Source organism: Sphingomonas dokdonensis, from assembly GCF_002197685.1.
Classification (GTDB): domain Bacteria; phylum Pseudomonadota; class Alphaproteobacteria; order Sphingomonadales; family Sphingomonadaceae; genus Sphingomonas; species Sphingomonas dokdonensis.
The window spans coordinates 647617-672298 of the sequence record NZ_NBBI01000002.1 but is presented as its reverse complement, the minus strand read 5'-3'; the positions used below and the strand labels follow the sequence as shown (position 1 = coordinate 672298).

General features: G+C 64.2%; 26 protein-coding genes. 9 read left to right on the top strand and 17 right to left on the bottom strand.

The genetic code is table 11. The annotated features are described in order from the left end of the window. Position 1: 1 nt before the first annotated feature. From SPDO_RS08050 to eno, 13 genes are all read right to left on the bottom strand, one after another. Positions 2–319: a 50S ribosomal protein L23 gene (locus SPDO_RS08050; RefSeq protein ID WP_088366922.1), complete on the bottom strand. Its 318-nt coding sequence runs from the start codon at positions 317–319 to the stop codon at positions 2–4. Beyond that, the gene (rplD, locus tag SPDO_RS08045) at positions 312–926 is read right to left on the bottom strand and encodes a 50S ribosomal protein L4 (protein WP_088366921.1); all 615 of its coding nucleotides are present in this window, start codon (positions 924–926) and stop codon (positions 312–314) included. Before rplD ends, SPDO_RS08050 begins: the two co-directional genes overlap by 8 nt. Before the next feature lie 2 nt (positions 927–928). After that, a complete protein-coding gene (gene rplC, locus SPDO_RS08040; RefSeq protein ID WP_088366920.1) occupies positions 929–1663 on the bottom strand; it encodes a 50S ribosomal protein L3 in 735 nt (244 codons plus the stop codon). Positions 1664–1943: 280 nt separating this feature from the next. Next, on the bottom strand, positions 1944–2252 hold the full coding sequence (gene rpsJ / locus SPDO_RS08035; RefSeq protein ID WP_066776796.1) for a 30S ribosomal protein S10: 309 nt from the start codon (positions 2250–2252) through the stop codon (positions 1944–1946). Between the two features lie 172 nt (positions 2253–2424). Beyond that, the gene (tuf, locus tag SPDO_RS08030) at positions 2425–3618 is read right to left on the bottom strand and encodes an elongation factor Tu (protein ID WP_088366919.1); all 1194 of its coding nucleotides are present in this window, start codon (positions 3616–3618) and stop codon (positions 2425–2427) included. Positions 3619–3749: 131 nt separating this feature from the next. Continuing rightward, complete coding sequence (gene fusA, locus SPDO_RS08025) at positions 3750–5843, bottom strand: elongation factor G (protein ID WP_088366918.1); 2094 nt, start codon at positions 5841–5843, stop codon at positions 3750–3752. 98 nt (positions 5844–5941) lie between these two features. Further along, positions 5942–6412 carry a 30S ribosomal protein S7 gene (gene rpsG, locus SPDO_RS08020; RefSeq protein ID WP_066776806.1) on the bottom strand — a complete coding sequence of 157 codons (471 nt, stop codon included), beginning with the start codon at positions 6410–6412 and terminating at the stop codon, positions 5942–5944. 56 nt (positions 6413–6468) lie between these two features. After that, positions 6469–6840, bottom strand: a complete 372-nt coding sequence (gene rpsL, locus SPDO_RS08015) for a 30S ribosomal protein S12 (RefSeq protein ID WP_019516007.1) — start codon at positions 6838–6840, stop codon at positions 6469–6471. 226 nt (positions 6841–7066) lie between these two features. Further along, the gene (locus tag SPDO_RS08010) at positions 7067–8062 is read right to left on the bottom strand and encodes an alpha/beta fold hydrolase (RefSeq protein ID WP_088366917.1); all 996 of its coding nucleotides are present in this window, start codon (positions 8060–8062) and stop codon (positions 7067–7069) included. A 73-nt stretch (positions 8063–8135) separates the two neighbouring features. Next, positions 8136–8486, bottom strand: coding sequence for a DUF3140 domain-containing protein (locus SPDO_RS08005; RefSeq protein ID WP_088366916.1), 351 nt, complete (start codon positions 8484–8486; stop codon positions 8136–8138). Between the two features lie 45 nt (positions 8487–8531). Next, complete coding sequence (locus SPDO_RS08000) at positions 8532–9782, bottom strand: Xaa-Pro dipeptidase (RefSeq protein WP_425441937.1); 1251 nt, start codon at positions 9780–9782, stop codon at positions 8532–8534. Between the two features lie 147 nt (positions 9783–9929). Then, positions 9930–10244 carry an FtsB family cell division protein gene (locus SPDO_RS07995; protein ID WP_245829286.1) on the bottom strand — a complete coding sequence of 105 codons (315 nt, stop codon included), beginning with the start codon at positions 10242–10244 and terminating at the stop codon, positions 9930–9932. Positions 10245–10288: 44 nt separating this feature from the next. Beyond that, a complete protein-coding gene (eno, locus tag SPDO_RS07990; protein WP_088366915.1) occupies positions 10289–11569 on the bottom strand; it encodes a phosphopyruvate hydratase in 1281 nt (426 codons plus the stop codon). Between the two features lie 131 nt (positions 11570–11700). On the opposite strand from eno, the gene SPDO_RS07985 reads away from it, so the two are divergent. Genes SPDO_RS07985 through SPDO_RS07965 form a run of 5 tightly spaced genes read left to right on the top strand, consistent with a single transcriptional unit; the run spans position 11701 to position 13750 of the window. Next, a complete protein-coding gene (locus SPDO_RS07985) occupies positions 11701–12279 on the top strand; it encodes a hypothetical protein (protein WP_245829284.1) in 579 nt (192 codons plus the stop codon). A gap of 5 nt (positions 12280–12284) precedes the next feature. Then, positions 12285–12626, top strand: a complete 342-nt coding sequence (locus SPDO_RS07980) for a phage holin family protein (protein WP_088366914.1) — start codon at positions 12285–12287, stop codon at positions 12624–12626. Then, positions 12623–12988, top strand: a complete 366-nt coding sequence (locus SPDO_RS17050) for a hypothetical protein (RefSeq protein WP_211280015.1) — start codon at positions 12623–12625, stop codon at positions 12986–12988. The genes SPDO_RS07980 and SPDO_RS17050 overlap by 4 nt, the downstream gene beginning before the upstream one ends. Continuing rightward, positions 12985–13467 carry a DUF883 family protein gene (locus tag SPDO_RS07970; RefSeq protein WP_088366912.1) on the top strand — a complete coding sequence of 161 codons (483 nt, stop codon included), beginning with the start codon at positions 12985–12987 and terminating at the stop codon, positions 13465–13467. The genes SPDO_RS17050 and SPDO_RS07970 overlap by 4 nt, the downstream gene beginning before the upstream one ends. 55 nt (positions 13468–13522) lie before the next feature. Further along, the gene (locus SPDO_RS07965; protein ID WP_088366911.1) at positions 13523–13750 is read left to right on the top strand and encodes a DUF4170 domain-containing protein; all 228 of its coding nucleotides are present in this window, start codon (positions 13523–13525) and stop codon (positions 13748–13750) included. 487 nt (positions 13751–14237) lie between these two features. Here SPDO_RS07965 and greA read toward each other — a convergent pair whose 3' ends face one another. The 4 genes from greA to carA all read right to left on the bottom strand — a co-directional run bounded on the left by greA (position 14238) and on the right by carA (position 19611). Next, positions 14238–14714, bottom strand: coding sequence for a transcription elongation factor GreA (gene greA / locus SPDO_RS07960; protein WP_088366910.1), 477 nt, complete (start codon positions 14712–14714; stop codon positions 14238–14240). Positions 14715–14790: 76 nt separating this feature from the next. Beyond that, positions 14791–18120, bottom strand: coding sequence for a carbamoyl-phosphate synthase large subunit (carB, locus tag SPDO_RS07955; protein ID WP_088366909.1), 3330 nt, complete (start codon positions 18118–18120; stop codon positions 14791–14793). Positions 18121–18136: 16 nt separating this feature from the next. Then, positions 18137–18436, bottom strand: a complete 300-nt coding sequence (locus tag SPDO_RS07950) for a hypothetical protein (protein WP_088366908.1) — start codon at positions 18434–18436, stop codon at positions 18137–18139. Beyond that, positions 18433–19611 carry a glutamine-hydrolyzing carbamoyl-phosphate synthase small subunit gene (gene carA, locus SPDO_RS07945; RefSeq protein ID WP_088366907.1) on the bottom strand — a complete coding sequence of 393 codons (1179 nt, stop codon included), beginning with the start codon at positions 19609–19611 and terminating at the stop codon, positions 18433–18435. The genes SPDO_RS07950 and carA overlap by 4 nt, the downstream gene beginning before the upstream one ends. A gap of 96 nt (positions 19612–19707) precedes the next feature. Here carA and SPDO_RS07940 point away from each other — a divergent pair, with 96 nt between their 5' ends. From SPDO_RS07940 to rpoD, 4 genes are all read left to right on the top strand, one after another. Continuing rightward, positions 19708–20160, top strand: coding sequence for a GatB/YqeY domain-containing protein (locus SPDO_RS07940; RefSeq protein WP_088367047.1), 453 nt, complete (start codon positions 19708–19710; stop codon positions 20158–20160). 165 nt (positions 20161–20325) lie between these two features. Next, positions 20326–20724, top strand: a complete 399-nt coding sequence (locus tag SPDO_RS07935) for a GIY-YIG nuclease family protein (protein ID WP_088366906.1) — start codon at positions 20326–20328, stop codon at positions 20722–20724. Further along, positions 20715–22589, top strand: coding sequence for a DNA primase (gene dnaG / locus SPDO_RS07930; protein WP_088366905.1), 1875 nt, complete (start codon positions 20715–20717; stop codon positions 22587–22589). Before SPDO_RS07935 ends, dnaG begins: the two co-directional genes overlap by 10 nt. After that, positions 22589–24613, top strand: coding sequence for an RNA polymerase sigma factor RpoD (gene rpoD, locus SPDO_RS07925; protein WP_088366904.1), 2025 nt, complete (start codon positions 22589–22591; stop codon positions 24611–24613). The genes dnaG and rpoD overlap by 1 nt, the downstream gene beginning before the upstream one ends. Positions 24614–24682: the final 69 nt, after the last annotated feature.

Below are 24682 nucleotides of genomic sequence, written 5' to 3'. Positions count from 1 at the left end.
CTTACTTGGCCCCCTCGGTGACGTCGATCGACTGCCCGTCCTTGAGCGTGACGATCGCCTTCTTCATGTCCGACCGGAAATAGGGCTTGCCCTTCCAGCGCTTGGTCTTGCCCTTCTGGACGATGGTGTTCACGCCAACGACACTGACGTCGAAGATCGCTTCAACCGCCGCCTTGATCTCCGGCTTGGACGCGCCCGGCGCGACCTTGAACACCACGGCGTTCTGCTCGGAGAGAAGGGTCGACTTCTCGGTGATGTGCGGCGCGACGATCACGTCATAATGACGGTTGTCGATCGCCTTCTGCTGCTGCTTAGCCATTGAAGCGCGCCTCCAGCTTCTCGACCGCCGCGCGGGTCAGCACCAGCGTATCGGCCTTGATGATGTCATAGACGTTCGCGCCAACCGCCGGGAGCAGATCCACGCCCGGCAGGTTGTAGCCGGCGCGGAAGCCCTCTGCGGTGTCGCCGTCGATCACAAGCGTGCGCTTGCCGACGTTGAGCGTCGCGAAGTGCCCCTTGAGCTCCTTGGTCTTCTCGACTTCGAAGCCGTCGAGCACGATCAGCGAACCGGCCTTGGCATGGCTCGACAGCGCCATCTTGAGACCAAGCGCGCGAACCTTCTTGTTAAGGCCCGGGTTGAAGTCGCGGACGCGGGCGCCGTGCGCCTTACCACCGCCGATGAAGACGGGAGCCCGGCGATCGCCGTGACGAGCGACACCGCCGCCCTTTTGGCGACCGAGCTTCTTGCCCGAACGGGCGACATCCGCGCGCTCGCGCGTCCCGCGGGCGGTGCCGCGACGCTTCTCGAGCTGCCAGGTAACGACGCGGTGCAGGATGTCGGCGCGCGGCTCGAGGCCGAAGACCTCGTCCGACAGCTCGACGTCCGCCGCATTGTTCCCGGCGAAGGAGGAAACCTTGACCTTCACGTTCAGCCCTCCTGGCCGTCGGTCGCTTCGGGTGCCGGAGCAGCCGCTGCGTTGTTGCTATTGGCAGCCTTCAGGCCAGCCGGACGCGGCGCGTCGGCATGCGGCTTCAGCTTCACGGCGTCCTTGACGAACAGCCAGCCACCCTTCGAGCCAGGGACCGAGCCCTTGACGAAGATGAGACCGCGCTCGACGTCGGTACCGACGATCTCGAGGTTCTGCTGGGTGCGGTTCTTGTCACCCATGTGGCCGGCCATCTTCTTGTTCTTGAAGACGCGACCCGGATCCTGACGGTTACCGGTCGAACCATGCGAACGGTGCGAAACCGACACGCCGTGGGTCGCACGCAGACCGCCGAAGTTCCAGCGCTTCATGGCGCCGGCAAAACCCTTACCCTGGGTACGACCCTGGATGTCGACGAACTGGCCGGCAACAAAGTGATCGGCCGAGATTTCGGCGCCGACGTCGAGGAGATTGTCCTCGGTGACGCGGAATTCGTGGACGACCGCCTTGGGCTCAACTTCGGACTTGCCGAAGTGGCCGCGCTGCGGCTTGGCGACATTCTTTGCCTTGGCGACGCCTGCACCAAGCTGGACGGCGGTGTAGCCGTCACGTTCTGTTTCGCGGCGAGAGACGACCTGAAGCCCTTCCAGCTGCAGGACGGTGACCGGCACGTGGCGGCCATCATCCTGGAACAGGCGGGTCATGCCCATCTTCTTCGCGATCACGCCGGTACGCATGATCCGTAGCTCCTCAACAGAGGCACCCTGAGGCCCATCCCCAAGGTGCTTGTGACCGATCCTGGAAGGACCGATCGCTTTTCCAGCCCGGAATATGCGAAGCGCGCCCCCGTCCCGGGCTGATCGCTTCCCGAAGGAAGCAGACGGGAGACGCTGTCCCAGCCACCAAGGCAGCTGGCGGTATCTCTTGCTTTAGGTGCCCTTGCTGGGTCCTAACCGTTCCCGAACCTGCGGAAACGACAAACCCGCGGGACTCACGTCAACCGCGGGATGCTGGCCATTACGCCAGCTTGATCTCGACGTCAACGCCCGCCGCGAGGTCAAGCTTCATCAGCGCGTCGACGGTCTGCGGGGTCGGCTGCACGATGTCGAGCATGCGCTTGTAGGTGCGCACCTCGAACTGCTCGCGGCTCTTCTTGTCGACGTGCGGGCCACGGTTGACCGTGAACTTCTCGATACGCGTCGGAAGCGGGATCGGACCGCGAATCAGGGCACCGGTACGTCTGGCGGTGTCGGCGATGTCGCCGGTCGCCTGGTCGAGCACACGATGGTCGAACGCCTTCAGGCGAATGCGGATGTTGCTGTCCATAATCCCTACCGATGCGAAAGAGCGGGCCGCGTGATCGCGGCTCTTGCTGTTCGTGAAACTTGCGAGGCGCGGCCAATAACCGCGCTCTCATAAAAAGGCAACCGCCCGGCACACCAAATGGCGTGCCGGGCGGCAGCTTTGCGGCGAACCGCTTAGATCTTAGGAAAAGATCTTACTTGGTGATGCCGCTGACGACACCGGCGCCGACGGTACGGCCGCCCTCACGGATCGTGAAGCGCTGGCCCACGTCCATGGCGATCGGCGCGATCAGCTTGATGCCCAGAGCGACGTTGTCGCCCGGCATCACCATCTCGGTGCCCTCAGGCAGCTCGACGGTGCCGGTCACGTCCGTGGTACGGAAGTAGAACTGCGGACGATAGTTGGCGAAGAACGGCGTGTGACGGCCACCCTCTTCCTTCGACAGCACGTACACTTCCGACGCGAAGTCGGTGTGCGGCTTGATCGAGCCCGGCTTGCAGAGCACCTGGCCACGCTCCACCTCGTCGCGAGCGACGCCGCGGATCAGCGCGCCGACGTTGTCGCCAGCCTGGCCCTGGTCGAGCAGCTTGCGGAACATCTCGACGCCCGTGACGGTCGTCTTGCGGACTTCCGGGTGGATGCCGACGATCTCGACTTCCTCACCAACCTTGATGATGCCGGTCTCGACGCGGCCCGTGACCACCGTACCACGACCCGAGATCGAGAACACGTCTTCGATCGGCATCATGAACGGCTTGTCGAGCGGACGCTCGGGCTGCGGGATGTAGTCGTCAACGGCCTGCATCAGCTCGAGAACGGCTGCCTTGCCGAGCTTTTCGTCCGAACCCGACAGCGCGGCGGTCGCCGAACCCTTGATGATCGGAATATCGTCGCCCGGGAACTCGTACGACGACAGCAGCTCGCGAACTTCCAGCTCGACCAGCTCGAGGATTTCCTCGTCGTCCACCAGATCGACCTTGTTCATGAACACGACCATCGCCGGCACGCCGACCTGACGGGCGAGCAGGATGTGCTCGCGGGTCTGCGGCATCGGGCCGTCGGTAGCCGAGACCACCAGGATCGCGCCGTCCATCTGCGCCGCGCCGGTGATCATGTTCTTCACATAGTCGGCGTGACCGGGGCAGTCGACGTGCGCATAGTGACGGTTGGCCGTCTCATACTCGACGTGCGCGGTCGAGATGGTGATGCCGCGGGCGCGCTCTTCCGGTGCCTTGTCGATGTTCTCGAAATCGACCTTCTCCGACAGGCCCTCTTCCGAGAGAACCTTCGTGATCGCTGCGGTCAGCGAGGTCTTGCCATGGTCGACGTGACCGATGGTGCCGATGTTCAGGTGCGGCTTGTTCCGCTCAAACTTAGCCTTAGCCATTGTTGTCCTACCTTCTGGATTTCCACTGGAGCCGCACGAGGACTCGTCGTGAACGCGGCCCCATAACGACTGAATCTCTGTTTCGCAAACCCTCTCCCGCCACACGGGCCTGCCGAGTGGCGGGAAAGCACTTAGGCCATCTTGGCCTTCACTTCGTCGGCCACATTCTGCGGCACTTCATCATAGTGCGAGAACTGCATGGAGTAGCTCGCGCGGCCCTGGGTGAACGAGCGCAGCTGGTTCACGTAGCCGAACATGTTCGCGAGCGGCACCATTGCCGTCACCGCCTGCGCATTGCCGCGCGTATCGGTGCCCTGGATCTGGCCACGACGCGAGTTCATGTCGCCGATCACGTCGCCGAGGTAATCCTCCGGCGTCACGACCTCGACCTTCATCACCGGCTCGAGCAGGGTGATGCCTGCCTTTGCCGCCGCTTCGCGCATGGCGCCGCGGGCACAGATTTCGAAGGCCAGTGCCGACGAGTCGACGTCGTGGTACGCGCCGTCCGTCAGGTGAACCTCGAAGTCGATGATCGGGAAGCCGATAAGGTGACCGGTTTCCGCCGTCTCCTTGAAGCCCTTTTCCACCGACGGGATGTATTCGCGCGGAATGTTGCCGCCCTTGATCTCGTCGAAGAACTGGTAGCCCGACCCACGCTCGCCGGGGACGAGCGTCGCCTTCACGCGGCCGAACTGGCCAGAGCCGCCCGACTGCTTCTTGTGCGTGTAGTCGATATCGACCTTCTTCTTGAGGTATTCGCGATACGCCACCTGCGGCGCACCGACGTTTGCCTCGACCTTGAACTCGCGCTTCATGCGATCGACGAGGATCTCGAGGTGAAGCTCGCCCATCCCCTTGATGATCGTCTGACCCGATTCGTGATCGGTCGATACGCGGAACGAGGGATCCTCGGCAGCGAGGCGATTGAGCGCGATGCCCATCTTTTCCTGGTCCGCCTTGGTCTTCGGCTCCACCGACAGCTCGATCACCGGCTCCGGAAACTCCATGCGCTCCAGGATGATCGGGTGCGCCGGATCGCAGAGGGTATCGCCCGTCGTGGTCTCCTTGAGGCCCGCGATCGCGACGATATCGCCCGCACGCGCTTCCTCGATGTCCTCACGCGAGTTCGCGTGCATCAGGAGCATACGGCCGATCTTTTCCTTCTTGTCCTTCACCGAGTTCAGGTAGCCGCCCTTGGTGAGCACGCCCGAATAGATGCGCGCAAAGGTCAGCGAGCCGACGAAGGGATCGTTCATGATCTTGAACGCCAGCGCCGAGAACGGTGCCTCGTCCGAGGACGGGCGCTCGTCCGGCGTCTCGCCGTCGAGCTTCACGCCCTTGATCGCCGGCACGTCGAGCGGGCTCGGCAGGAAGTCGACCACGGCGTCGAGCAGCGGCTGCACGCCCTTGTTCTTGAACGCCGAGCCGCAAACGACCGGCACGAACGACATGTTGAGCGTGCCCTTGCGGATCAGCTTCTTCAGCGTCGCCGCGTCAGGCTCGTTGCCCTCGAGATACGCTTCCATCGCGTCGTCGTCCTGCTCGACGGCAAGCTCGATCAGGTCGCTGCGATACTTCGCCGCCTTCTCCGCCATGTCGTCGGGGATCGCCTGATATTCGAACTTCGCGCCCAGCGACTCTTCGAGCCAGATGATGGCGCGGTTCTCGACCAGGTCGACCAAGCCCTTGAAGCCGCCTTCCATGCCGATCGGGAGATACAGCACGGCGGGCTTCGCACCCAGGCGATCGATGATCGACTGCACGCAGAAGTAGAAATCAGCGCCGGTACGGTCGAGCTTGTTGACGAAGCACATGCGCGGCACGCCGTACTTGTCGGCCTGACGCCACACGGTCTCGGACTGCGGCTCAACGCCAGCAACGCCGTCGAAGCATGCAACCGCGCCGTCGAGCACGCGCAAGCTGCGCTCCACCTCGATAGTGAAGTCGACGTGACCCGGGGTGTCGATGATGTTGATGAGGTGCTCGGGACCCTTCCCTTCCTCAGCCTTCCACTTGCAGGTGGTGGCTGCGGAGGTGATGGTGATGCCGCGCTCCTGCTCCTGCTCCATCCAATCCATCGTCGCGGTGCCTTCGTGCACTTCGCCGATCTTGTAGGACTTGCCGGTGTAATAAAGGATGCGCTCGGTCGTCGTCGTCTTGCCGGCGTCGATGTGCGCCATGATGCCGATGTTGCGATAGAGTTCGAGCGGATGGCTGCGGGCCATGGTCGGGCTTTCCTTAGCGATGTGGGGAGCAGGCCCATGGCCGGCTCCCCACGATATAGTTCACGTGCGTTGCGCTTCCAAGACGGAAGCCACGGCCATTACCAGCGATAGTGGCTGAAGGCGCGGTTCGCTTCGGCCATGCGGTGCGTGTCTTCGCGCTTCTTCACCGCGTTGCCGCGGTTGTTCGACGCGTCGAGCAGCTCGCCCGACAGACGCGCATCCATGGTGTTCTCGCTGCGGCCGCGCGCCGCGGCGATCAGCCAGCGGATCGCAAGCGCCTGCGCACGCTCCGGACGAACCTCGACCGGCACCTGGTAGGTCGCACCGCCGACGCGGCGGCTGCGGACCTCAATGCCCGGCTTGATGTTGTTCAGCGCGTCATGAAACACGCCCAGCGGATCACGCTTGGCGCGGGTCTCGACGGTGGTGAGCGCCGAATAGACGATGCCCTCGGCGACGGACTTCTTGCCGTCCAGCATCACCGAATTCATGAACTTGGACAGAACCTCATCCCCGTAAACGGGATCAGGCAGGATTTCCCGCTTCTCGGGACGACGACGACGTGCCATCTGATATCTTCCTTCTAAACTTCAGCCGTGTTGGTCGAACAATAGTGTCGACCGGCTTACTTCGGACGCTTTGCGCCGTACTTGGAACGGGACTGGCGACGGTCCTTGACGCCCTGCGTATCGAGCACGCCGCGCAGCACGTGGTAGCGCACGCCCGGAAGGTCGCGCACACGGCCGCCGCGGATCAGCACCACCGAGTGCTCCTGCAGGTTGTGGCCTTCACCCGGAATGTAGCTGATGACTTCGCGCTGGTTGGTCAGGCGAACCTTGGCCACCTTGCGCAATGCCGAGTTCGGCTTCTTCGGGGTCGTCGTGTAAACACGGGTGCAGACGCCGCGCTTCTGCGGGTTCTGCTCCATCGCAGGGACCTTGCTCTTGGCCTTCTGCGGGTCGCGGCCCTTGCGGACCAGCTGGTTGATCGTCGGCATTGAAGCCTTCACCTTTCGTATAGGTTACTTTGCTGGAGCCCTGACAGCACTTGGAATACGAAAAGGACCATGGGGCGGCCGCATAAAGCCACCCGGGTCCTCTAAGCATCCAGCAATGTTCAAGCTTGCCCATGACGAGTCAGACCCGGCACGAACGGGCGCGGCTATACGCATGGGGGCCGCCCGCGTCAATCAGCGGCAGCGGGCGCGCGCGGCGCGGCGGTCGTCAGCCAAGCGTCTCCAGCAGCAGCTTTTCGAATCGTGCCGGATCCTCGACCTGCGGCGAATGGCCCAGCCCGTCCAGCCGCACCAGATTGCCCTTGGGCATCTTGCGCACCGCGTCCGGCGCGATCTGCGGAATGGCCTTCAGGAATTGCTGCAGCGATGCCGACGCCTGTCCGCGCCCGAACGCGGTACGATCCAGCGTCCCGACGATGACGGTCGTGGGCGCTTTCAGGCGGTACAGCTCATGCGCCACCGGCTGGGTGCGGATCATCTCGCTCGTCTTGGCCTGCGCCAGCGACACGATCGCCCGCCCCTGCCCGGCATACATCCCCGTCTGCATCCAGACCCAGCGATCGTAGGACGGCTTCCACGTGCCGTGGTAATAGTTCGCCTGCTGATACGCCTTGATCGAGGCATAGCTGGTCTTGCGCTCATTCGCCCACAGCGAGTCGACATCGTTATACGGCACGCCCTCCTCCGACCGGTCGATCAGCCCCAGTGGATTGACCAGCACCAGCCGGTCCACCGCATCGGGGAACATGATGGCGTAGCGCATCGCCAGCATGCCGCCCATCGAGTGCCCGACGATCGTCGCGCGGCTCACCCCGCGCGAGGCCAGCAGCCGGCGCGTGTTGTTGGCCAGCATGGCGAGGCTGTACTGCGCCGCGCGCGGCTTCGAAGATTTGCAGAAGCCGATCTGGTCGGGGACGATCACGCGATAGCCTGCCTTCACCAGCGCCCGCGCGCTCGACGCCCAAGTCGCGCCGCAGAAGTTCTTGCCATGCAGCAGCACGACCGTGCGGCCGTTCGGACGCTCCGCGGCAATGTCCATAAAGGCCATGCTGGCGGGCTCGCCCACCACGTCCACCGTCATGGTCTGCACCGGCCAGGGGTAGGTGAAGCGTTCGAGGTTTGGGCCGAAGTCGGGGTCGTCGGGCGCGGCACCCATAAGCATCGCCGCCGCCGCCATTCCGCCGATCAGTCGCCAACCCCGCATCGCCCACCACTCCCCATGTGTCAGGCCGCCGCCGTTAACCACAAAGCGGCACGGACGCCACTTCTTCAGGGCGTCACTTCTTCAGCGGGTCGTGGCCCCAGTTCATGAGCGAATAGCGCCACGCGCTATGCTCCTTGTCGTCCTCCGGACCGCCCTGCGCCATGTGACGGTGCACGTAGCCGACCACCTTCTTCATGTGCGCATAATCGTCGTCGGTCAGGTCGGCCTTCTTGGTACGCTTGATCTCCACGATCCGCCGGCCTGAAGCATGGCCGACGCTTTCGCCATCGCCGTTGCCATCCTTGCCCTTCCAGCCAACCTCCTTGGACTCGTCGGTATTGAGAAACTTCTCGATCTCGGCCGGCGGCATATTCACCGCCTCGTTGAAGTCCTTGTAGACCTGCTCGCGATCGTCATCGGTCATCGGCGCACTCCTTCACGCCGATGAACCGTTGCGATCACATCTGGTTCACTCGACCCGCGCACCGCCTTTGATCACGGCAACGGGCCGCTCCAGCACCGTGACGTCGGCCAGCGGGTTGCCGGAAACGGCCACCATATCCCCGAAGTGACCCACTTTGATCACGCCGACGTCCTTGCTGCGGCCGAGCGCCTCCGCTGCGGTTAGCGTCGCCGCGCGGATCGCCTGCAGTGGGGTCATCCCATATTGAACCATGACGCGGAACTGCTTGGCGGCGTCCTTGTGCGGCATCACGCCGGCATCGGTGCCGAACACCATCTTCACGCCCGCGGCATTGGCCTTGCGGAAATTGTCGCGCTGGATCTGCGCCACTTCACGATCCTTGCGAAGATTATCCTCCAACACGCCGTTTTTGGCGCCTTCTGCCTGCGTATATTCGGTGTTGTAGATGTCCATCGACAGGTATGCGCCGCGCTCCTTGGCGAGCCGGATGCCCTCGTCGTCGATCAGGCTGGCATGCTCGATCGTATCGATCCCGGCGCGGATCGCCGCCTTGATCCCCGCGGCACCATGCGCGTGCGCCGCAGTCTTCAGCCCCCATTGATGCGCCTCGTCCGCAATGCCCTTCAGTTCCGCCTCCGAGAGCTGCTGCTGACCCGGCTCGGTGTTCCGGCTGAACACGCCGCCCGTTGCGCACACCTTGATCACCTCCGCCCCGTATTTGCGCTGCTCGCGCACACGGAAGCGCAACTCGTCCGGGGTGTCGCCGATCGCCTTGCCATGCTGATCGAAGGACGGCGGAAAGAAGGTGCTGTCGCAATGCCCACCCGTGGCGCCGAGCGCATGCGCCGCCGGCACGATGCGCGGCCCGATCATGAGCCCCTCATCGATCGCCTGCTTGTAGGCGACATCGTTGTAATTCTCCGACCCGACGTTGCGCACCGTCGTAAAGCCAGCGCGCAGCATCGCCGCGGCGTTGCCAACGCCTTGCACCGCCCAGAAGCTGTCGGTGAACTGCAGGCCGGTATAGCCGCCGTACAGCGGCGTGCTGTCGAGATGCACATGCATGTCGATCAGCCCGGGCACGAGCGTCACGTCACCCAGATCGAGCCGCGCCGCACCCGCCGGCGCCGTCCCACCTACCGCAGTGATCCGCCCGTCGGTGACGGTGATCACCGGCTGCTCCACGATCCGCCCGCTTTCGACGTCAAGCATCCGTGCGGCGGTAACGACCACCGTCTCCGCCGCGGCAGGAACAGCAGCGAGAACCGCAGCAGCGGCAAGCAACATGGTCTTCAATGAACGCCCCCTCGAGATACCCGCACCGCGATAAAGCGCGCGGGGCAGTCGGGCAACGTCGATCGCCGTACAAGCAATACAGGAGATCATGTCGCGAGGCCGCGGCGGGCTTGGCCGCAGCCAAAGGCTAGCCCGGCAGACGAGCCGCTAATTGAGTGGGACGATCACTTCATCAGGATGCGCAACATTCAGTTCGCGGCGCACCAGCTCATCGACCATGTCAGGATTGGCATGCCGCGGATCGAGCAGCGCAACGCGATTGCGCAACAGCTCGCGCTTCTGATCCAGCACGGCAAACCGATGCTCGCGCTTGGCCACCTGCCGCTTGTAATCGCCATAGGCGAGCAGCCCATTGGTGCCGAGCACCGCATAGCCGCCGAAGAACGCCATCACCAGCAGCGCCGCAGCCGGCCACGCAGCACGTTTCAGGACTGCAGAAAAGGAGGATGGCTTCCGGCGCATGACAAACGTGATGTCGCCGAAAGCCCGCCTATTTTCAAGCGCTTTTAGCGCGAACGTAGCACGTCGCGACCGGCATAAGCGGCCACCGTGCCAAGCTCTTCTTCGATGCGGATGAGCTGGTTGTACTTGGCAAGCCGATCGGAGCGCGCAAGGCTCCCGGTCTTGATCTGACCGCAGTTGGTGGCGACCGCCAGATCCGCGATCGTCGAGTCCTCCGTCTCACCCGACCGGTGGCTCATGACGGCGGTGTAGCCAGCGCGCTCCGCCACTCGGATCGCCTCCAGCGTCTCGGTCAGCGTGCCGATCTGATTGACCTTCACCAGCAGCGAATTGGCGAGCCCGCGCGAAATGCCGTCGCGCAGCCGAGACGGATTGGTCACGAACAAATCGTCGCCGACCAGCTGTACCTTCCCGCCGACCTTGTCGGTCAGCGCCTTCCAGCCATCGAAATCGTCCTCGGCCATGCCGTCCTCGATCGACAGGATCGGATAGCGCGCCACGAGATCGGCCAGGTAATCCGCCATCGCGCCCGGCTCCAGCGTCAGCCCTTCACCGGAGATGACGTACTTGCCATCCTTGAAGAATTCGGTTGCGGCGCAGTCGAGCGCCAGCATGACGTCGTCGCCCGGCGTATAGCCCGCCTTCTCGATCGACTCCATGATGAAGTCGAGCGCATCGGTGGTGCTGGCAAGGTTTGGCGCGAAGCCACCCTCGTCACCCACCGCGGTCGCCAAACCCTTCTCGTGCAACCCCTTCTTCAGCGTGTGGAAGATTTCCGAGCCGCAGCGCACCGCCTCCAGGATGCTCTGTGCACCCACGGGCATGATCATGAACTCCTGGAAATCGATCGGATTGTCAGCATGTTCGCCGCCATTGATGATGTTCATCATCGGCACCGGCAGCACATGCGCACCGACACCGCCGACATAGCGATAGAGCGGCAGCCCACGAGCGTCGGCAGCCGCCTTCGCCACGGCCAGGCTGACGCCAAGGATCGCGTTGGCGCCCAACCGTCCTTTGTTCTCCGTGCCATCGAGTTCGATCAGCGCGGCGTCAATCTCGATCTGGTCCTCGGCTTCCAGACCGCGGATAGTGTCGGCGATCTCGCCGTTGACCGCCTCCACCGCGTTGTCGACGCCCTTGCCCATCCAGCGGCTCTTGTCGCCGTCGCGCTTCTCGACCGCCTCGTGCGCGCCGGTCGACGCGCCGGAGGGCACCGCCGCACGACCGAAACTGCCGTCCTCCAGGAACACGTCAACTTCCACCGTGGGGTTGCCCCGGCTGTCAATGATCTGGCGGCCTTGCAGGTCGATGATTGCGGTCACGTAACGATCCTTCTACGATGGCGAGGATTGGTTCGCCCTGCCCGATAACGAGCCGTGCACGCCGCGGCAATTCAGGATGGAACCTCGGCCGGCGCCACGGGGTTCTCCGAGCGATACAGGAAGGATTTCCCATGGCCGACGACACGACCAAGCCAATGACCGATCAGGACGTCACGTCCACCGGCACTGATCCCTACGCCCCCAAGGACGCTTTTCAGCCGGTCGATCCGCTGAAGACTGCCGGCACCGCCAATGGCGATTCTATTGCGAGCCCGTCCACCAACACGGCGCAATCGCAGAGCGGCAGCACGAACAGCGACGGTTCGATCTCCGGCTCGCCGCGTCAGGCGATCAGCGACGGGATTGTGAAGCTGAAAAGCGAAGCAGGCGATCGGGCGCGCACCGCGGCTGATCAGGGCAAGGCGAAAGCAACCGGGGCGCTCGATCAGATCGTGGCGATGCTGAACGATGCGGCTGGCCAGGTAGATGAAAAGCTTGGCGAGCAATACGGCCAGTACGCGCGCAGCGCAGCCGATCAGGTGCAGGGCTTCTCCTCCGCGCTAAACGATCGCACGGTCGACCAACTGCTCGACGATGCGCGCGAACTGGTCCGCAAGAGCCCGACGGCGGCGCTCGGCATCGCAGCCGCCATCGGCTTTGCGGCGGCGCGCCTCGTGTCTGCTGGACTCGATAACCGCGACAAGGCGTAACATCGATGCTGCTGGAAAGAGCCGGCGCGGAGGAGCCCGGCATCGGCCAGCTTGTGTCGCAGCTTGCCGGGGACGCACGGGAAGCGGCCCAGGCTGAAGTCGCATTGGTCAAGGCACGCGCGCTGTTTGCGGTGACCCGCTACAAATGGGCCGCCGTGTACTTCGGCGCCGCTGGCGTTCTGGCCCTCGCGGCACTGATCGCATGTCTCGTCGGCGCGATCATGACCTTGGCCACGTTGGTCGGGCCTGGCCTTGCGACACTCGCCGTTGTTCTGGGCGTGCTGACGATCGCCGCAGTACTCGGCCTCATGGGCAAGGCGCAGCTTTCCCGAAAGGCAGATTCTTGAGCGCGGATCCGCAGGCAGCAACCGTCGCACGCGCACAGGCGCGAGCAGAGGCGGCGCGCCAGCGCCTCAGTCAAAGCGCGTCTACGCTTCAGGCCCGGCTCGATCCGCGAGTTGTCGCACGTGATGCGATGGACAATCTGCAGGACAGCAGCGAGCGCGCATTGCGCACCGGCATTCGGTCGGCCCGGGCACATCCCGAGCGCGTCGTCTGGGGTGTGACGGTTGCGCTTGCCTGGCTCGCCCGCCGCCGGATCGCCGCCGCTTTTGCCAGCAAGCGCCGGCTGAAGGCCGAAACCGACGCGCAGCTAGCGCGTTCCATTCCAGGTGACTGGCCGCAATCGGCCGAGAGGAAAAGCAAATGACCGACGCTCGCAACGAGACTTCGACCAAGACGCCCGGCCATGATCAGCACGACTCGCTGCGCGACCGGGCAAGCCACGCTTATGAGAGCGCCGTGAATCGCGCTGGCGAAACGGCCGAAACCTCCCGTGAAGCGCTGCGCGACGCCGCGCATCAGACCGGTGACTTCGTTGAAAGTAACCCGCTCAGCGTGTTGGCAGGCGGGATCGCGCTTGGTGCCATCGTCGGCGCGCTGGTGCCGCGCAGCGAGCGTGAGAAAGAACTGCTTGCGCCGGTTGGAAAAAAGGTCGGCATGGCTGCGATGGCAGCTTTTGCCGCCGCGAAAGAGACAGGCAAGGGTGAGCTTGCGGATCGTGGCCTGACGAAGGACGGCGCGCGCGAGCAGGCGAAATCACTGCTTCAGGGCGTCGCCTCCGCTGCGTCCAACGTCGGCAACGCCGCCGCCGAGGCCGGTCGCGAGCAGATCAAGACGGGCGCCTGAACTGGCGTAACTGAAGGGTTCAAACCTAGCCTCGAAGGCGATAAGGGAGCGCGCCATGAGCAAGCTACATCTCGTCTTCGGCGGCCGGGTTGCCGATCCCCGCACGCTGGACTTCACCGATCTCAAGTCCATCGACATCGTCGGCGTGTTCCCGGATTACGCCTCCGCCGAAAAGGCGTGGCGCGGTGCTGCACAGCGGACGGTGGACGATGCCGAGATGAAATACGTGGTGGTGCACTTGCACCGCTTGCTCGAGCCGGACCTGCTCAAAAGCGCGATCTAAATTTCTATCTCGTCATGCCGGGCTCGTCCCGGCATTTTTTGGTCCGATCGCTGCGTCGAAAGCGCACGCGCAATCTAACTAGCCGGCAAGCGGCAAAAGCAGGGAGCTCCGCCGAGCTCCGAGCGCGGACTCCCGCGGAACCAAATACATAGCTGCGGTCGCGCCGGAGCTGATGGTATCGGGTCTAGGCGGGGTTAGTCCTGTTGATCCGCATCCCCGATGCAGGACGAAAACAGATTGCGGCGCAACTCAGGCGCATGCGACGACTGCAATCAAGGCTTCCCACTTGGCCTCTGGCTGGCGCCAAGAGAGCGTTGATGGCGCCTCGAAACAAAACATCGGGCCACAAACCAGGACGAACAACCGCCGCGTATCGAATGGAACGGGCTCGCGGCACGCTGAATTCCGCCACTGCTACTCAATACGTCGCATGGCCTCGCCCCCGACAGCCTCGTCTGAACGACACGTCCGGACGAGGCTGCCGCGGTCAGATGAACTCGATCTTGGACACCAGATAATAACGGTCGCCTGCCGGCACCGACACCTCGACCTCGTCGTCGACGCTGCGGCCGATCAGCGCGCGGCCCATCGGCGAATTGTAGCTGATCCGGCCGGTCTTCGCGTCCGCCTCGGTCTGGCCGACGATCTGATACTTCACAGGCTTGTCGTCTTCGTCGAGCAGAGTGACAGTGGCGCCGAACACCACCTTGTCGCCCGACAGGTCGCGCGGATCGATGATCTGCGCCCGCGACAGCTTGTCCTCGATGTCGGCGATCGATGCCTCGATCTGCCCCTGCCGCTCCTTCGCCGCGTGATATTCGGCGTTTTCGGACAGGTCGCCGTGAGCGCGCGCCTCCTCGATCGCGTCAACGATCTGCGGCCGCTCGATCTTCAGCCGTTTCAGGTCAGCCGTCAGCTTGTCATGGCCTTCCTGCAACATCGGCATCTTTTCGACGGTCGCCATCGCGCGTTACCCTTCAATAAACCCGTCCCCGAGCGCCCCGCTGGTGGCCGCTCCGCACCTCAAACAGAATGTGGGATCAGTTGTGCGACTGCGAATAATAGGCCTGTAGCGGACGCACTTCAAGGTTCTGCGACGCCGAAGTGATCGCTTTTGCCGCCTGGATGCTGGCCTGCGCGGTCGTGAAATACGGAATTTTCTGATTCACAGCCGACGCGCGGATCGGCTGCGAGTCCTTCAGGCTCTGCCATCCCTCTGTCGTATTGAAGATCAGCGCGATGTCGCCGTCCTTGATCCGGTCCACGATATGCGGCCGCCCCTGCGCAACCTTGTTGACCAATTCGACCGGAATACCGGCGCGCTCCAGGTGATCGGCCGTGCCGCCCGTCGCTACGATGGTGAAGCCGGCCTCCGAAAGCTCGCGCACCGCCGCGGTGATTGACGCCTTGTCCTCGTCCTTCACGCTGACGAACACCGCGCCTTCGCGCGGCAGGACGGTGCCGGCACCCAGCTGCGACTTCGCAAAGGCGGTGGTGAAATCGCGGTCGATGCCCATCACTTCGCCCGTCGACTTCATCTCGGGAGAAAGCACGGGATCGATGCCGGGAAAGCGGTTGAACGGGAACACCGCCTCTTTGACCGCAAAATAATCAATGCTCCGGTCGATCTGCGGCAGGTTCTTCAGCTTCTCGCCGGCCATCACGCGCGCCGCGATCTTGGCGATGGGTGCGCCGATCGCCTTGGCGACGAACGGCACCGTGCGGCTGGCGCGCGGGTTCACCTCGATCAGATAGACCTTGTCGTCCTTAACCGCGAACTGGATGTTCATCAGGCCGCGCACGTCGAGGCCGCGTGCCAGCGCCTCAGTCTGCCGCTCGATCTCCGCCACGATCTCAGGCGGCAGCGAATAGGGTGGGATGGAGCAGGCGCTGTCACCCGAGTGGACGCCCGCCTCCTCGATATGCTGCAGCACGCCGGCGACCACCACATCATCGCCGTCACAGATGGCGTCGACGTCCACCTCGATCGCGTCGCGCAGATACTGGTCGATCAGGACGGGCGCATCGCCGGACACCTGCACCGCCGTCTGGATGTAATCGTCGAGCTGCGCCGGGCCGTCGACGATCTCCATCGCGCGGCCGCCCAACACGAAGCTTGGACGCATCAGCACGGGATAGCCAACCCGTTCGGCCACGTTCAGCGCCTCGTCGCGGCTGCGCGCGATGCCGTTGTTGGGCTGAAGCAGGCGCAGCTTGTCGACCAGGGCGGCGAACTGCTCACGATCCTCCGCCAGATCGATCGCGGAGGGCGAGGTGCCGAGGATCGGGATCCCCGCGGCTTCGATCGCCCGTGCGAGGTTCAGCGGCGTCTGTCCGCCGAACTGGACGATCACCCCGACGAGTTCACCCCTGGACTGTTCGACATGCAGGATTTCCAGCACGTCCTCCGCCGTCAGCGGCTCGAAATACAGGCGGTCCGACGTGTCATAGTCGGTCGACACCGTCTCCGGGTTGCAATTGACCATGATCGTCTCGAACCCGGCATCGGCCAGCGCGAAGCAGGCGTGGCAGCAGCAGTAATCGAACTCGATCCCCTGCCCGATCCGGTTCGGCCCGCCACCCAGGATCACGATCTTGCGACGATCCGACGGCATCGCCTCATTCTCGGGCTCGCCAAAGGTCGGCGCCTCGTAGGTCGAATACATATACGGCGTCTTGGCATCGAACTCGGCCGCGCAGGTATCGATGCGCTTGAAGACGGGACGCACGCCAAGCTTCACGCGGTGCTCGCGCACCTCCTGTTCGGTGACGCCGCCGGTCATCGCCTTCACCGCCTCGTGGATCAGGCCCGATCCTTGCGCGATGCCGCGACGCATGCCCCGCAAATTGGCGGACTGAAGCGCCAGCCAGGCAAGCCGCTTGTCGCTGAACCCCATTGCCTTCAGGCGGCGCATGCCGGCCGCGTCGATCGGCAGGCCGTTGCGGCAGACCTCTTCCTCCGCGCGCACGATCTCCTCGATGCGCTCAAGGAACCAGGGATCGTATTTGGCGATCGCGTGCACCTCGGCAACGGTGAAGCCTTCGCGCAGCGCCTGGGCGGCGACCAGCAGGCGATCAGGCGAAGCCACGGCAAGCGCCGCCTCGATCTCGGCACGCGGTGCGCCGACCAGCCGCTCGACACGGTCGAAACCGCTGAGGCCGGTCTCAAGGCCGCGCAGCGCCTTCTGCATCGATTCGTGGATATTGCGCCCGATCGCCATGACTTCGCCGACGCTCTTCATCGCGGTCGAGAGCACCGCCTCGGCGCCCTTGAACTTTTCAAAGGCGAAGCGCGGGATTTTGGTAACGACATAGTCGATCGTCGGCTCGAAGCTCGCGGGCGTCGCGCCCGTGATGTCGTTCTCGATCTCGTCGAGCGTGTAGCCCACCGCCAGCTTCGCCGCGACCTTGGCGATCGGGAAGCCGGTGGCCTTGGAGGCGAGCGCCGAGGAGCGCGACACGCGCGGGTTCATCTCGATTACGATCAGGCGGCCGTCCTTCGGATTGACCGCGAACTGTACGTTCGAACCACCTGTTTCCACACCGATTTCGCGCAGCACCGCAATGCTGGCGTTGCGCATGATCTGATATTCCTTGTCGGTCAGCGTGAGCGCCGGCGCGACGGTGATGGAATCGCCGGTGTGGACGCCCATCGGATCGATGTTCTCGATCGAGCAGATGATGATGCAATTGTCCGCACGGTCGCGGACCACCTCCATCTCATATTCCTTCCAGCCGAGCAGCGATTCCTCGATCAGCACCTCAGTGGTCGGCGACGCGTCCAGCCCCTTGCGGACGATCTCGATAAACTCCTCGCGATTGTACGCGACACCGCCGCCGGTCCCGCCAAGCGTGAAGCTGGGGCGGATGATCGCGGGAAGCCCGGTCTTCTCCAGCGCCTCCAGTGCCTCGGCCTCGGTATGCGCAACGGCGGATCTGGCGCTTTCCAGACCGATCTTGTCCATCGCATTGCGGAACTTCAGCCGGTCCTCCGCCTTGTCGATCGCCTCCGCATCGGCGCCGATCATGGTGACGCCGAACTTCTCCAGCGTGCCGTCGTGGAACAGCGCCAGTGCGGTGTTGAGCGCCGTCTGCCCGCCCATCGTTGGCAGGACGGCGTCGGGCCGCTCCTTTTCGATGATCTTGGCGACGATCTCGGGCGTGATCGGCTCGACATAGGTGGCGTCGGCCAGCTCGGGATCGGTCATGATCGTCGCCGGGTTCGAATTGACCAGGACGATGCGATACCCCTCTTCCTTGAGCGCCTTGATCGCCTGCGTGCCCGAATAATCGAACTCGCACGCCTGACCGATCACGATCGGCCCGGCGCCGATGACGAGGATGGAGGAGATGTCGGTGCGCTTGGGCATGGTGTCTCTCTTGGTCCTACTCGGCAGCGGCCGCCCCGGCGCCATGCGGCGCGAGACTGGCTCCCGAAATCTTCTTCACTTCGGCTGCGATGCAGGCAGAGGCCTTCTCGGCCTCCGCGCTTGACATGTCGCCGGGCAATTCCATGGTCACGGTTGCGGCGGACGTTGCGGTCAGCCGTACCTTCTCCACCCCGCACTTGTTCGGAATGGAGGAAAGCCGCGCCTGCAACTGGTGCCGGTTCGCCGGGGCGGCCTGCGAACAGGCAGCCCCGGCAAGAATCAGCACCGGGGCGGCAAGCCGGCCCGGTACGATCACCGCAGCGAACCCACGAAGCGTTCGAACAGGTAGAAACTGTCCTGCGGCCCCGGGCTCGCCTCGGGGTGATATTGCACGCTGAACGCGGGCTTGTCGGTCAACTCGAGCCCGGCATTGCTGCCGTCGAACAACGACACGTGCGTTTCGCGCGCATTCGCCGGCAAGCTGTCGCGCTCTACGGCGAAGCCATGGTTCATGCTGGTGATCTCCACGGCACCGTCGGCAAGCCGCTTGACCGGATGGTTCGCGCCGCGGTGGCCCTGGAACATCTTGGTCGTGCGCGCGCCGACTGCGAGGCCGAGCAGTTGGTGACCCAGGCAGATGCCGAACAATGGCTTGCCCGTCTCAAGCAGCTTCTGGATCACCGGAACGGCATATCCGCCGGTCGCTGCGGGATCGCCCGGCCCATTCGACAGGAAGATGCCGTCGGGACTGAGCGCCATGATCGTCTCAAAGTCGGTTTCCGCCGGCACCACCGATACCTTCGCGCCTGCCTGAACAAGGTTGCGGAAGATGTTGTGCTTGCTGCCGTAATCGATCGCGACGACATGCGGGCGATCCTCACCGCCGGCGCTCTCGTAGCCGAAACCGAGCCGCCAGACACCGCCGCTGCGATCGTCGCCCCAAGTGCCATGCGTCTCGCGCGTCACGCTCTTGGCGAGGTCCATGCCCTCCAGCCCCGGCCATTCGCGCGCCATGTTCAGCAGCAAGTCGAGGTCGAACTCGCCAGTCGCCGAATGCGCGATCACACCATTGGGCGCGCCGCCGGCACGGATGCGGCGGGTCAGTGCGCGCGTGTCGATGCCGGCGAGGCCGATGCGCGCATGCCGCTTCATCCAGCCGGCAAGGTTCTCCGCCGCACGGAAGTTCGATGGCGCGGTCGGGTCCTCGCGCACGATCATGCCCAGCGCATGCGGCTCGTCTGCCTCTACGTCGTCCGGGTTGGCGCCGACGTTGCCGATGTGCGGAAAGGTGAAGGTGATGACCTGCCCCGCGAACGACGGATCGGTCATGATCTCCTGATAGCCGGTCATCGCGGTGTGGAAGCACACCTCGCCTACCGCCTGCCCCTCGGCACCGAAGCCGTGCCCCCACAAGACATCCCCGGTGGCGAGAACGAGAACGCCGGTGGCCCCCTCGGGTTGAGGCGCGTGCAAGGGCTTGGCGTCGGCCATGGGGGCGGGCACTCCTGGGTAAGCGGCGATGTACGTTAAGTGCGGCGCGCTAAAGCCCACCCTCCCCCGCGTCAATCTGATATGGGCGGGCGCACCATGATTCGAGACGATATCAAGCAAGCCCAGATCGCCGCCATGAAGGCCGGCGACAAGGACACGCGCGCCGCCATCGGCCTGATCCAGGCCGCCATCAAGAACCGCGACATCGAAGTGCGCACCGCCGCACAGGCGCCCGACGACGATTCGCTCGTCGTCGAGGTCCTGCAGAAGATGAAGAAGCAGCGGATCGAATCGATCCAGATGTTCCGCTCCGGCGGCCGTGAGGAGCTCGCCGCGGCAGAAGAGGCGGAGGTCGCGGTGATCGACCGCTTTCTCCCCAAGCAGATGGACGAGGCGGAAACGACCGCCGCGATCGAGGCGATCAAGGCCGAGATCGGCGCGGCCGGCATGAAGGACATGGGCCGCGTCATGGCCGAGTTGAAGGCACGGCACGGCAACGTGCTGGACATGTCCAAGGCCAGCGGGCTGGTGAAGGCGGCGTTGGCCTGAGACTGACGTAGCGTTTGGAGAGATGTGGTTCGACAGGCTCAGCACGAACGACTTTGTTGTGGAGAGGACACCACCCCTCCCCCGTTCGCCCTGAGCCTGTCGAAGGGCGTGTCACAAGCGCTGCCCTCTCGACCGGCCCGCACCGATCTGCCACAAGCACCCCACATGCCGTTCTGGACCTATCTGCTCCGTTGTTCGGACGGCAGCTTCTATGCCGGGCACACGGATGCGCTAGAACAGCGGATCGGACAGCATCAGATCGGGCGCGGGAGCGACTATACCGCGCGGCGTCAGCCGGTTGCACTGGCTTGGTGCCAAGACTTCCCGTCGCGTCTGGAAGCGCTTGACGCCGAGAAGCGGATCAAAGGATGGTCGCGGGCGAAGAAGGAAGCCCTGATCGCGGGCGACTGGGAGCGAGTGTCGCAATTGGCAATCGCGTATGGGGCACGTCCTTCGACAGGCTCAGGACGAACGGGGGAGTGTAGGACCTCGGCTCCATACAACTCCGTGCGTCCTAACCTTGTCGAAGGGCGTGCCAAGCAGACCACATCACCATGTCGCTGACCCCTGCCTTTCTCGACGAACTGCGCGCCCGCACCTCGCTGTCCGCGCTGATCGGCAAGACGACAAAGCTCACCAAGGCCGGGCGCGAGCACAAGGGCTGCTGCCCGTTTCACAACGAGAAAACGCCAAGCTTCTACGTCAACGACGACAAGGGCTTCTACCATTGCTTCGGCTGCTCCGCGCATGGCGACGCCATCCGCTGGATGACCGATCAGCGCGGGCTGCCGTTCATCGATGCGGTGAAGGAGCTGGTGCAGGCGGCGGGCATGGAGATGCCGGCGCAGGACAAAAGGTCGGCCGAACGCGCGGAGCGTGCCCAGTCGCTGCACGACGTGATGGCCGCCGCCGCCGAATGGTTCGAGCAGCAGCTCGACGGGCTGGAAGGGGCGCCGGCGCGCGACCTGCTTCAGCGCCGCGGCATCTCCGATGCGACCCGGCGCAACTTCGGCTTCGGCTATGCCCCCGATGCGCGCGGCAAGCTGCGCGCGGCGCTGAAGCAGTTCGGCGACCCCATGCTGATCGAGGCGGGCCTGCTCATCAGCGTCGAGGGCAAGGACCCGTACGACCGCTTCCGCGGCAGGCTGATGATCCCGATCCGCGACCAGCGCGGGCGCGTGATCGCGTTTGGTGGCCGCATCATCGGCGATGGCGAGCCGAAATATCTGAACTCCCCCGACACGCCGCTCTTCGACAAGGGACGGACGCTGTACAATCTCGATCGCGCCGCCCCTGCCGCGCGCAAGGCGGACCGGGTGTTCGTCGTCGAGGGGTATATGGATGCGATCGCGCTGGCGCAGGCCGGGCTTGGCGAGACGGTGGCGCCGCTCGGCACCGCGCTGACCGAGCATCAGCTCGAACGCCTGTGGCGGATGGTCGACGTGCCGACGCTCTGCTTCGACGGCGACAATGCCGGGCAAAAGGCCGCGATCCGCGCCGCGCACCGCGCGCTGCCGATGCTGGCGCCGGGGCGCAGCCTCTCGTTCGTGACTCTGCCGGAGGGTCAGGACCCGGACGATCTGGTGCGCGCAAAGGGTGCCGCGGCGTTCGAGGCATGCGTGCGCGAAGCCGTGCCGCTGGTCGACCGGCTATGGGCGCACGAGCTTGCCGCCGAGCCGATGACCACCCCCGAACAGCGCGCGGGGTTTCGCGCGCGCATGGGCGAGCTTGCCAAGACCATCCTCGATCCCGTCGTCCGCTCCGAATATCAGGCGGAGTTCCGCCGTCGCTACGACGAGCAGTTCGCGCCCGCCCCGCGCCGTTTCGAACCGCGCGCGCCGTTCGTACCGCGTCGTCCGGGGCAGAAGTGGACGCCCCCTCCCCTCCCCGTGACCGAAGATGCCAAGGCGTTGCGCGCGACCGGCATCGATCGCGTGCTCGCCAAGGCCGTGCTCGCCGGGCTGATCCGCCACCCGGCCGAGATCGCTCGGCACATGGAGGTGCTCGGCTCGCTGCGGCTGGCGGACGGCGCCCTTGGGCGATTGTTCGAAGCGGTCGTCGATGTCGCGCTGGAGGATCGGGCGCTTGATAGCGCACGGCTCGTTACCATATTAACGAACAGCGGTTTCGAAGCGGTCGCACGCGACCTGCTGAGAGCAGATACGATGGCCTATTCCTTCACGCAGCCGACCGGGGATGCGACGCGCGCCAGGGACGACCTGGACGAGGCGATCGCGATCCTTGTGACGCAGCCTGAGGTGAATGCGGCTTTAGCTGATGCAACGTCCGCCATGCAGGCGCGCTTCACCGAAGAAGCGTTTGAACGGCAGGTGGCGTTGGTGAGAGAGAAACAGGCGCTGGAGCTTCGGCTTGCAAATCTCGTTCAGTCGAACGAAGACGCCCGCGCTTTTGATTCCGAGGACGATTGATGGCGAAGGTTAACGGTAGCGGTGCAGAAGACGGCGTTGAAGTGGCCGATGCCCCGCTGATCGACCTGAACGACGCGGACATCAAGAAGATGATCGCCCGCGCCAAGAAGCGTGGGTACATCACCTACGAACAGCTGAACGCCGCCTTGCCGCAGGACCAGATGTCCAGCGACCAACTCGAGGACATCATGTCCGCGCTTAACGAAATGGGCGTGAACATCGTCGAGAACGAGGAGCAGGGCGAAGACGGCGAGGAGCAGGAGCAGCCGGAAGACGAGGTCGAGTCCGTCGACGGCGAACCCGACAACGCGCCCGTTCCCGAGAAGAAGAAGGAAACGGTCGACCGCACCGACGACCCGGTGCGCATGTACCTGCGCGAAATGGGCGCCGTCGAGCTGCTCAGCCGCGAGGGCGAGATCGCGATTGCCAAGCGGATCGAGGCCGGCCGCGATACGATGATCATGGGCCTGTGCGAATCGCCCATCACCTTCAACGCGATCATCGATTGGTCGACCCAGCTCAACGAAGGCACGATGCAGCTGCGCGAGATCCTCGATCTCGACGCCATGCTGTCCAAGGGTCCGTCGGCCGAGCAGGTCGAAGGCGCCGAGGAAGACGATAACGGCGAGATCAGCGAAAAGACCGCGGGTACCAGCTTCAAGGAAGAGGATGAGCCCGAGGAAGCGTCGTCGGACGACGATGACGACATGACCGAGCGCCGGACCCCGCGTCCGTCGGACGACGAGGAGGAGGACAATACCCTCAGCCTCGCGCAGATGGAGGAAACGCTCAAGCCGATGGCGCTTGAGAAGTTCGCCAACATCACTGCGATCTACAAGAAGTTTTCCAAGATGCAGCAGGGCCGGCTCGACGCCATGGGCGGCGGGACCGAGCTGACGGCGGCGGACGAGCGCAAGTATCAGAAGCTGCGCGAGGACCTGACGGCGGAAGTGGAGAGCGTCCAGTTCCACAATGCCAAGATCGAATATCTTGTCGACCAGCTGTACAGCTATAACCGCCGGCTGACGACGCTGGGTGGGCAGATGCTGCGTCTGGCCGAGCGCCACAAGGTGAGCCGCAAGGATTTCCTCGAACGCTACATGGGCCATGAGCTCGACGACACGTTCCTCGCGACCGTGAACGGCCTCGACAAGAAGTGGACCGCCTTTGCCACCAACGAGGCACCGGCGGTGGACCGGATCCGCACCGAAATCGCCGAAATTTCGCAGCAGACCGGCATGGCGCTCGGCGAGTTCCGCCGTATCGTCAACATGGTGCAGAAGGCGGAGCGCGAGGCGCGCATCGCGAAGAAGGAAATGGTTGAGGCGAACCTGCGCCTCGTGATCTCGATCGCCAAGAAGTACACCAACCGCGGCCTGCAGTTTCTGGATCTGATCCAGGAAGGCAATATCGGCTTGATGAAGGCGGTGGACAAGTTCGAGTATCGCCGCGGGTACAAGTTCTCGACCTATGCGACCTGGTGGATTCGCCAGGCGATCACCCGCTCGATCGCGGACCAGGCGCGCACTATCCGCATCCCGGTCCACATGATCGAGACGATCAACAAGCTGGTCCGCACCAGCCGCCAGTTCCTGCACGAGCAGGGCCGCGAGCCGACGCCCGAGGAAATGGCCGAGCGCCTTTCCATGCCGCTGGAAAAGGTCCGCAAGGTGATGAAGATCGCCAAGGAGCCGATCTCCCTTGAAACGCCTATCGGCGACGAGGAAGACAGCCATCTGGGCGACTTCATCGAGGACAAGAACGCCGTCATCCCTGTGGACGCCGCGATCCAGGCGAACCTCAAGGAAACGGTCACCCGCGTTCTTGCCAGCCTTACGCCGCGTGAGGAGCGCGTGCTGCGCATGCGCTTCGGTATCGGCATGAACACCGATCACACGCTGGAAGAGGTCGGACAGCAATTCAGCGTAACGCGCGAGCGTATTCGCCAGATCGAGGCAAAGGCGCTTCGCAAGCTGAAGCACCCGAGCCGCAGCCGGAAGATGCGCAGCTTCCTCGATCAGTAAGCAACCACCAGCAACACGGCGAAGGGCGGGAAGAGCGATCTTCCCGCCCTTTCCTTTTGCGCCCAAATC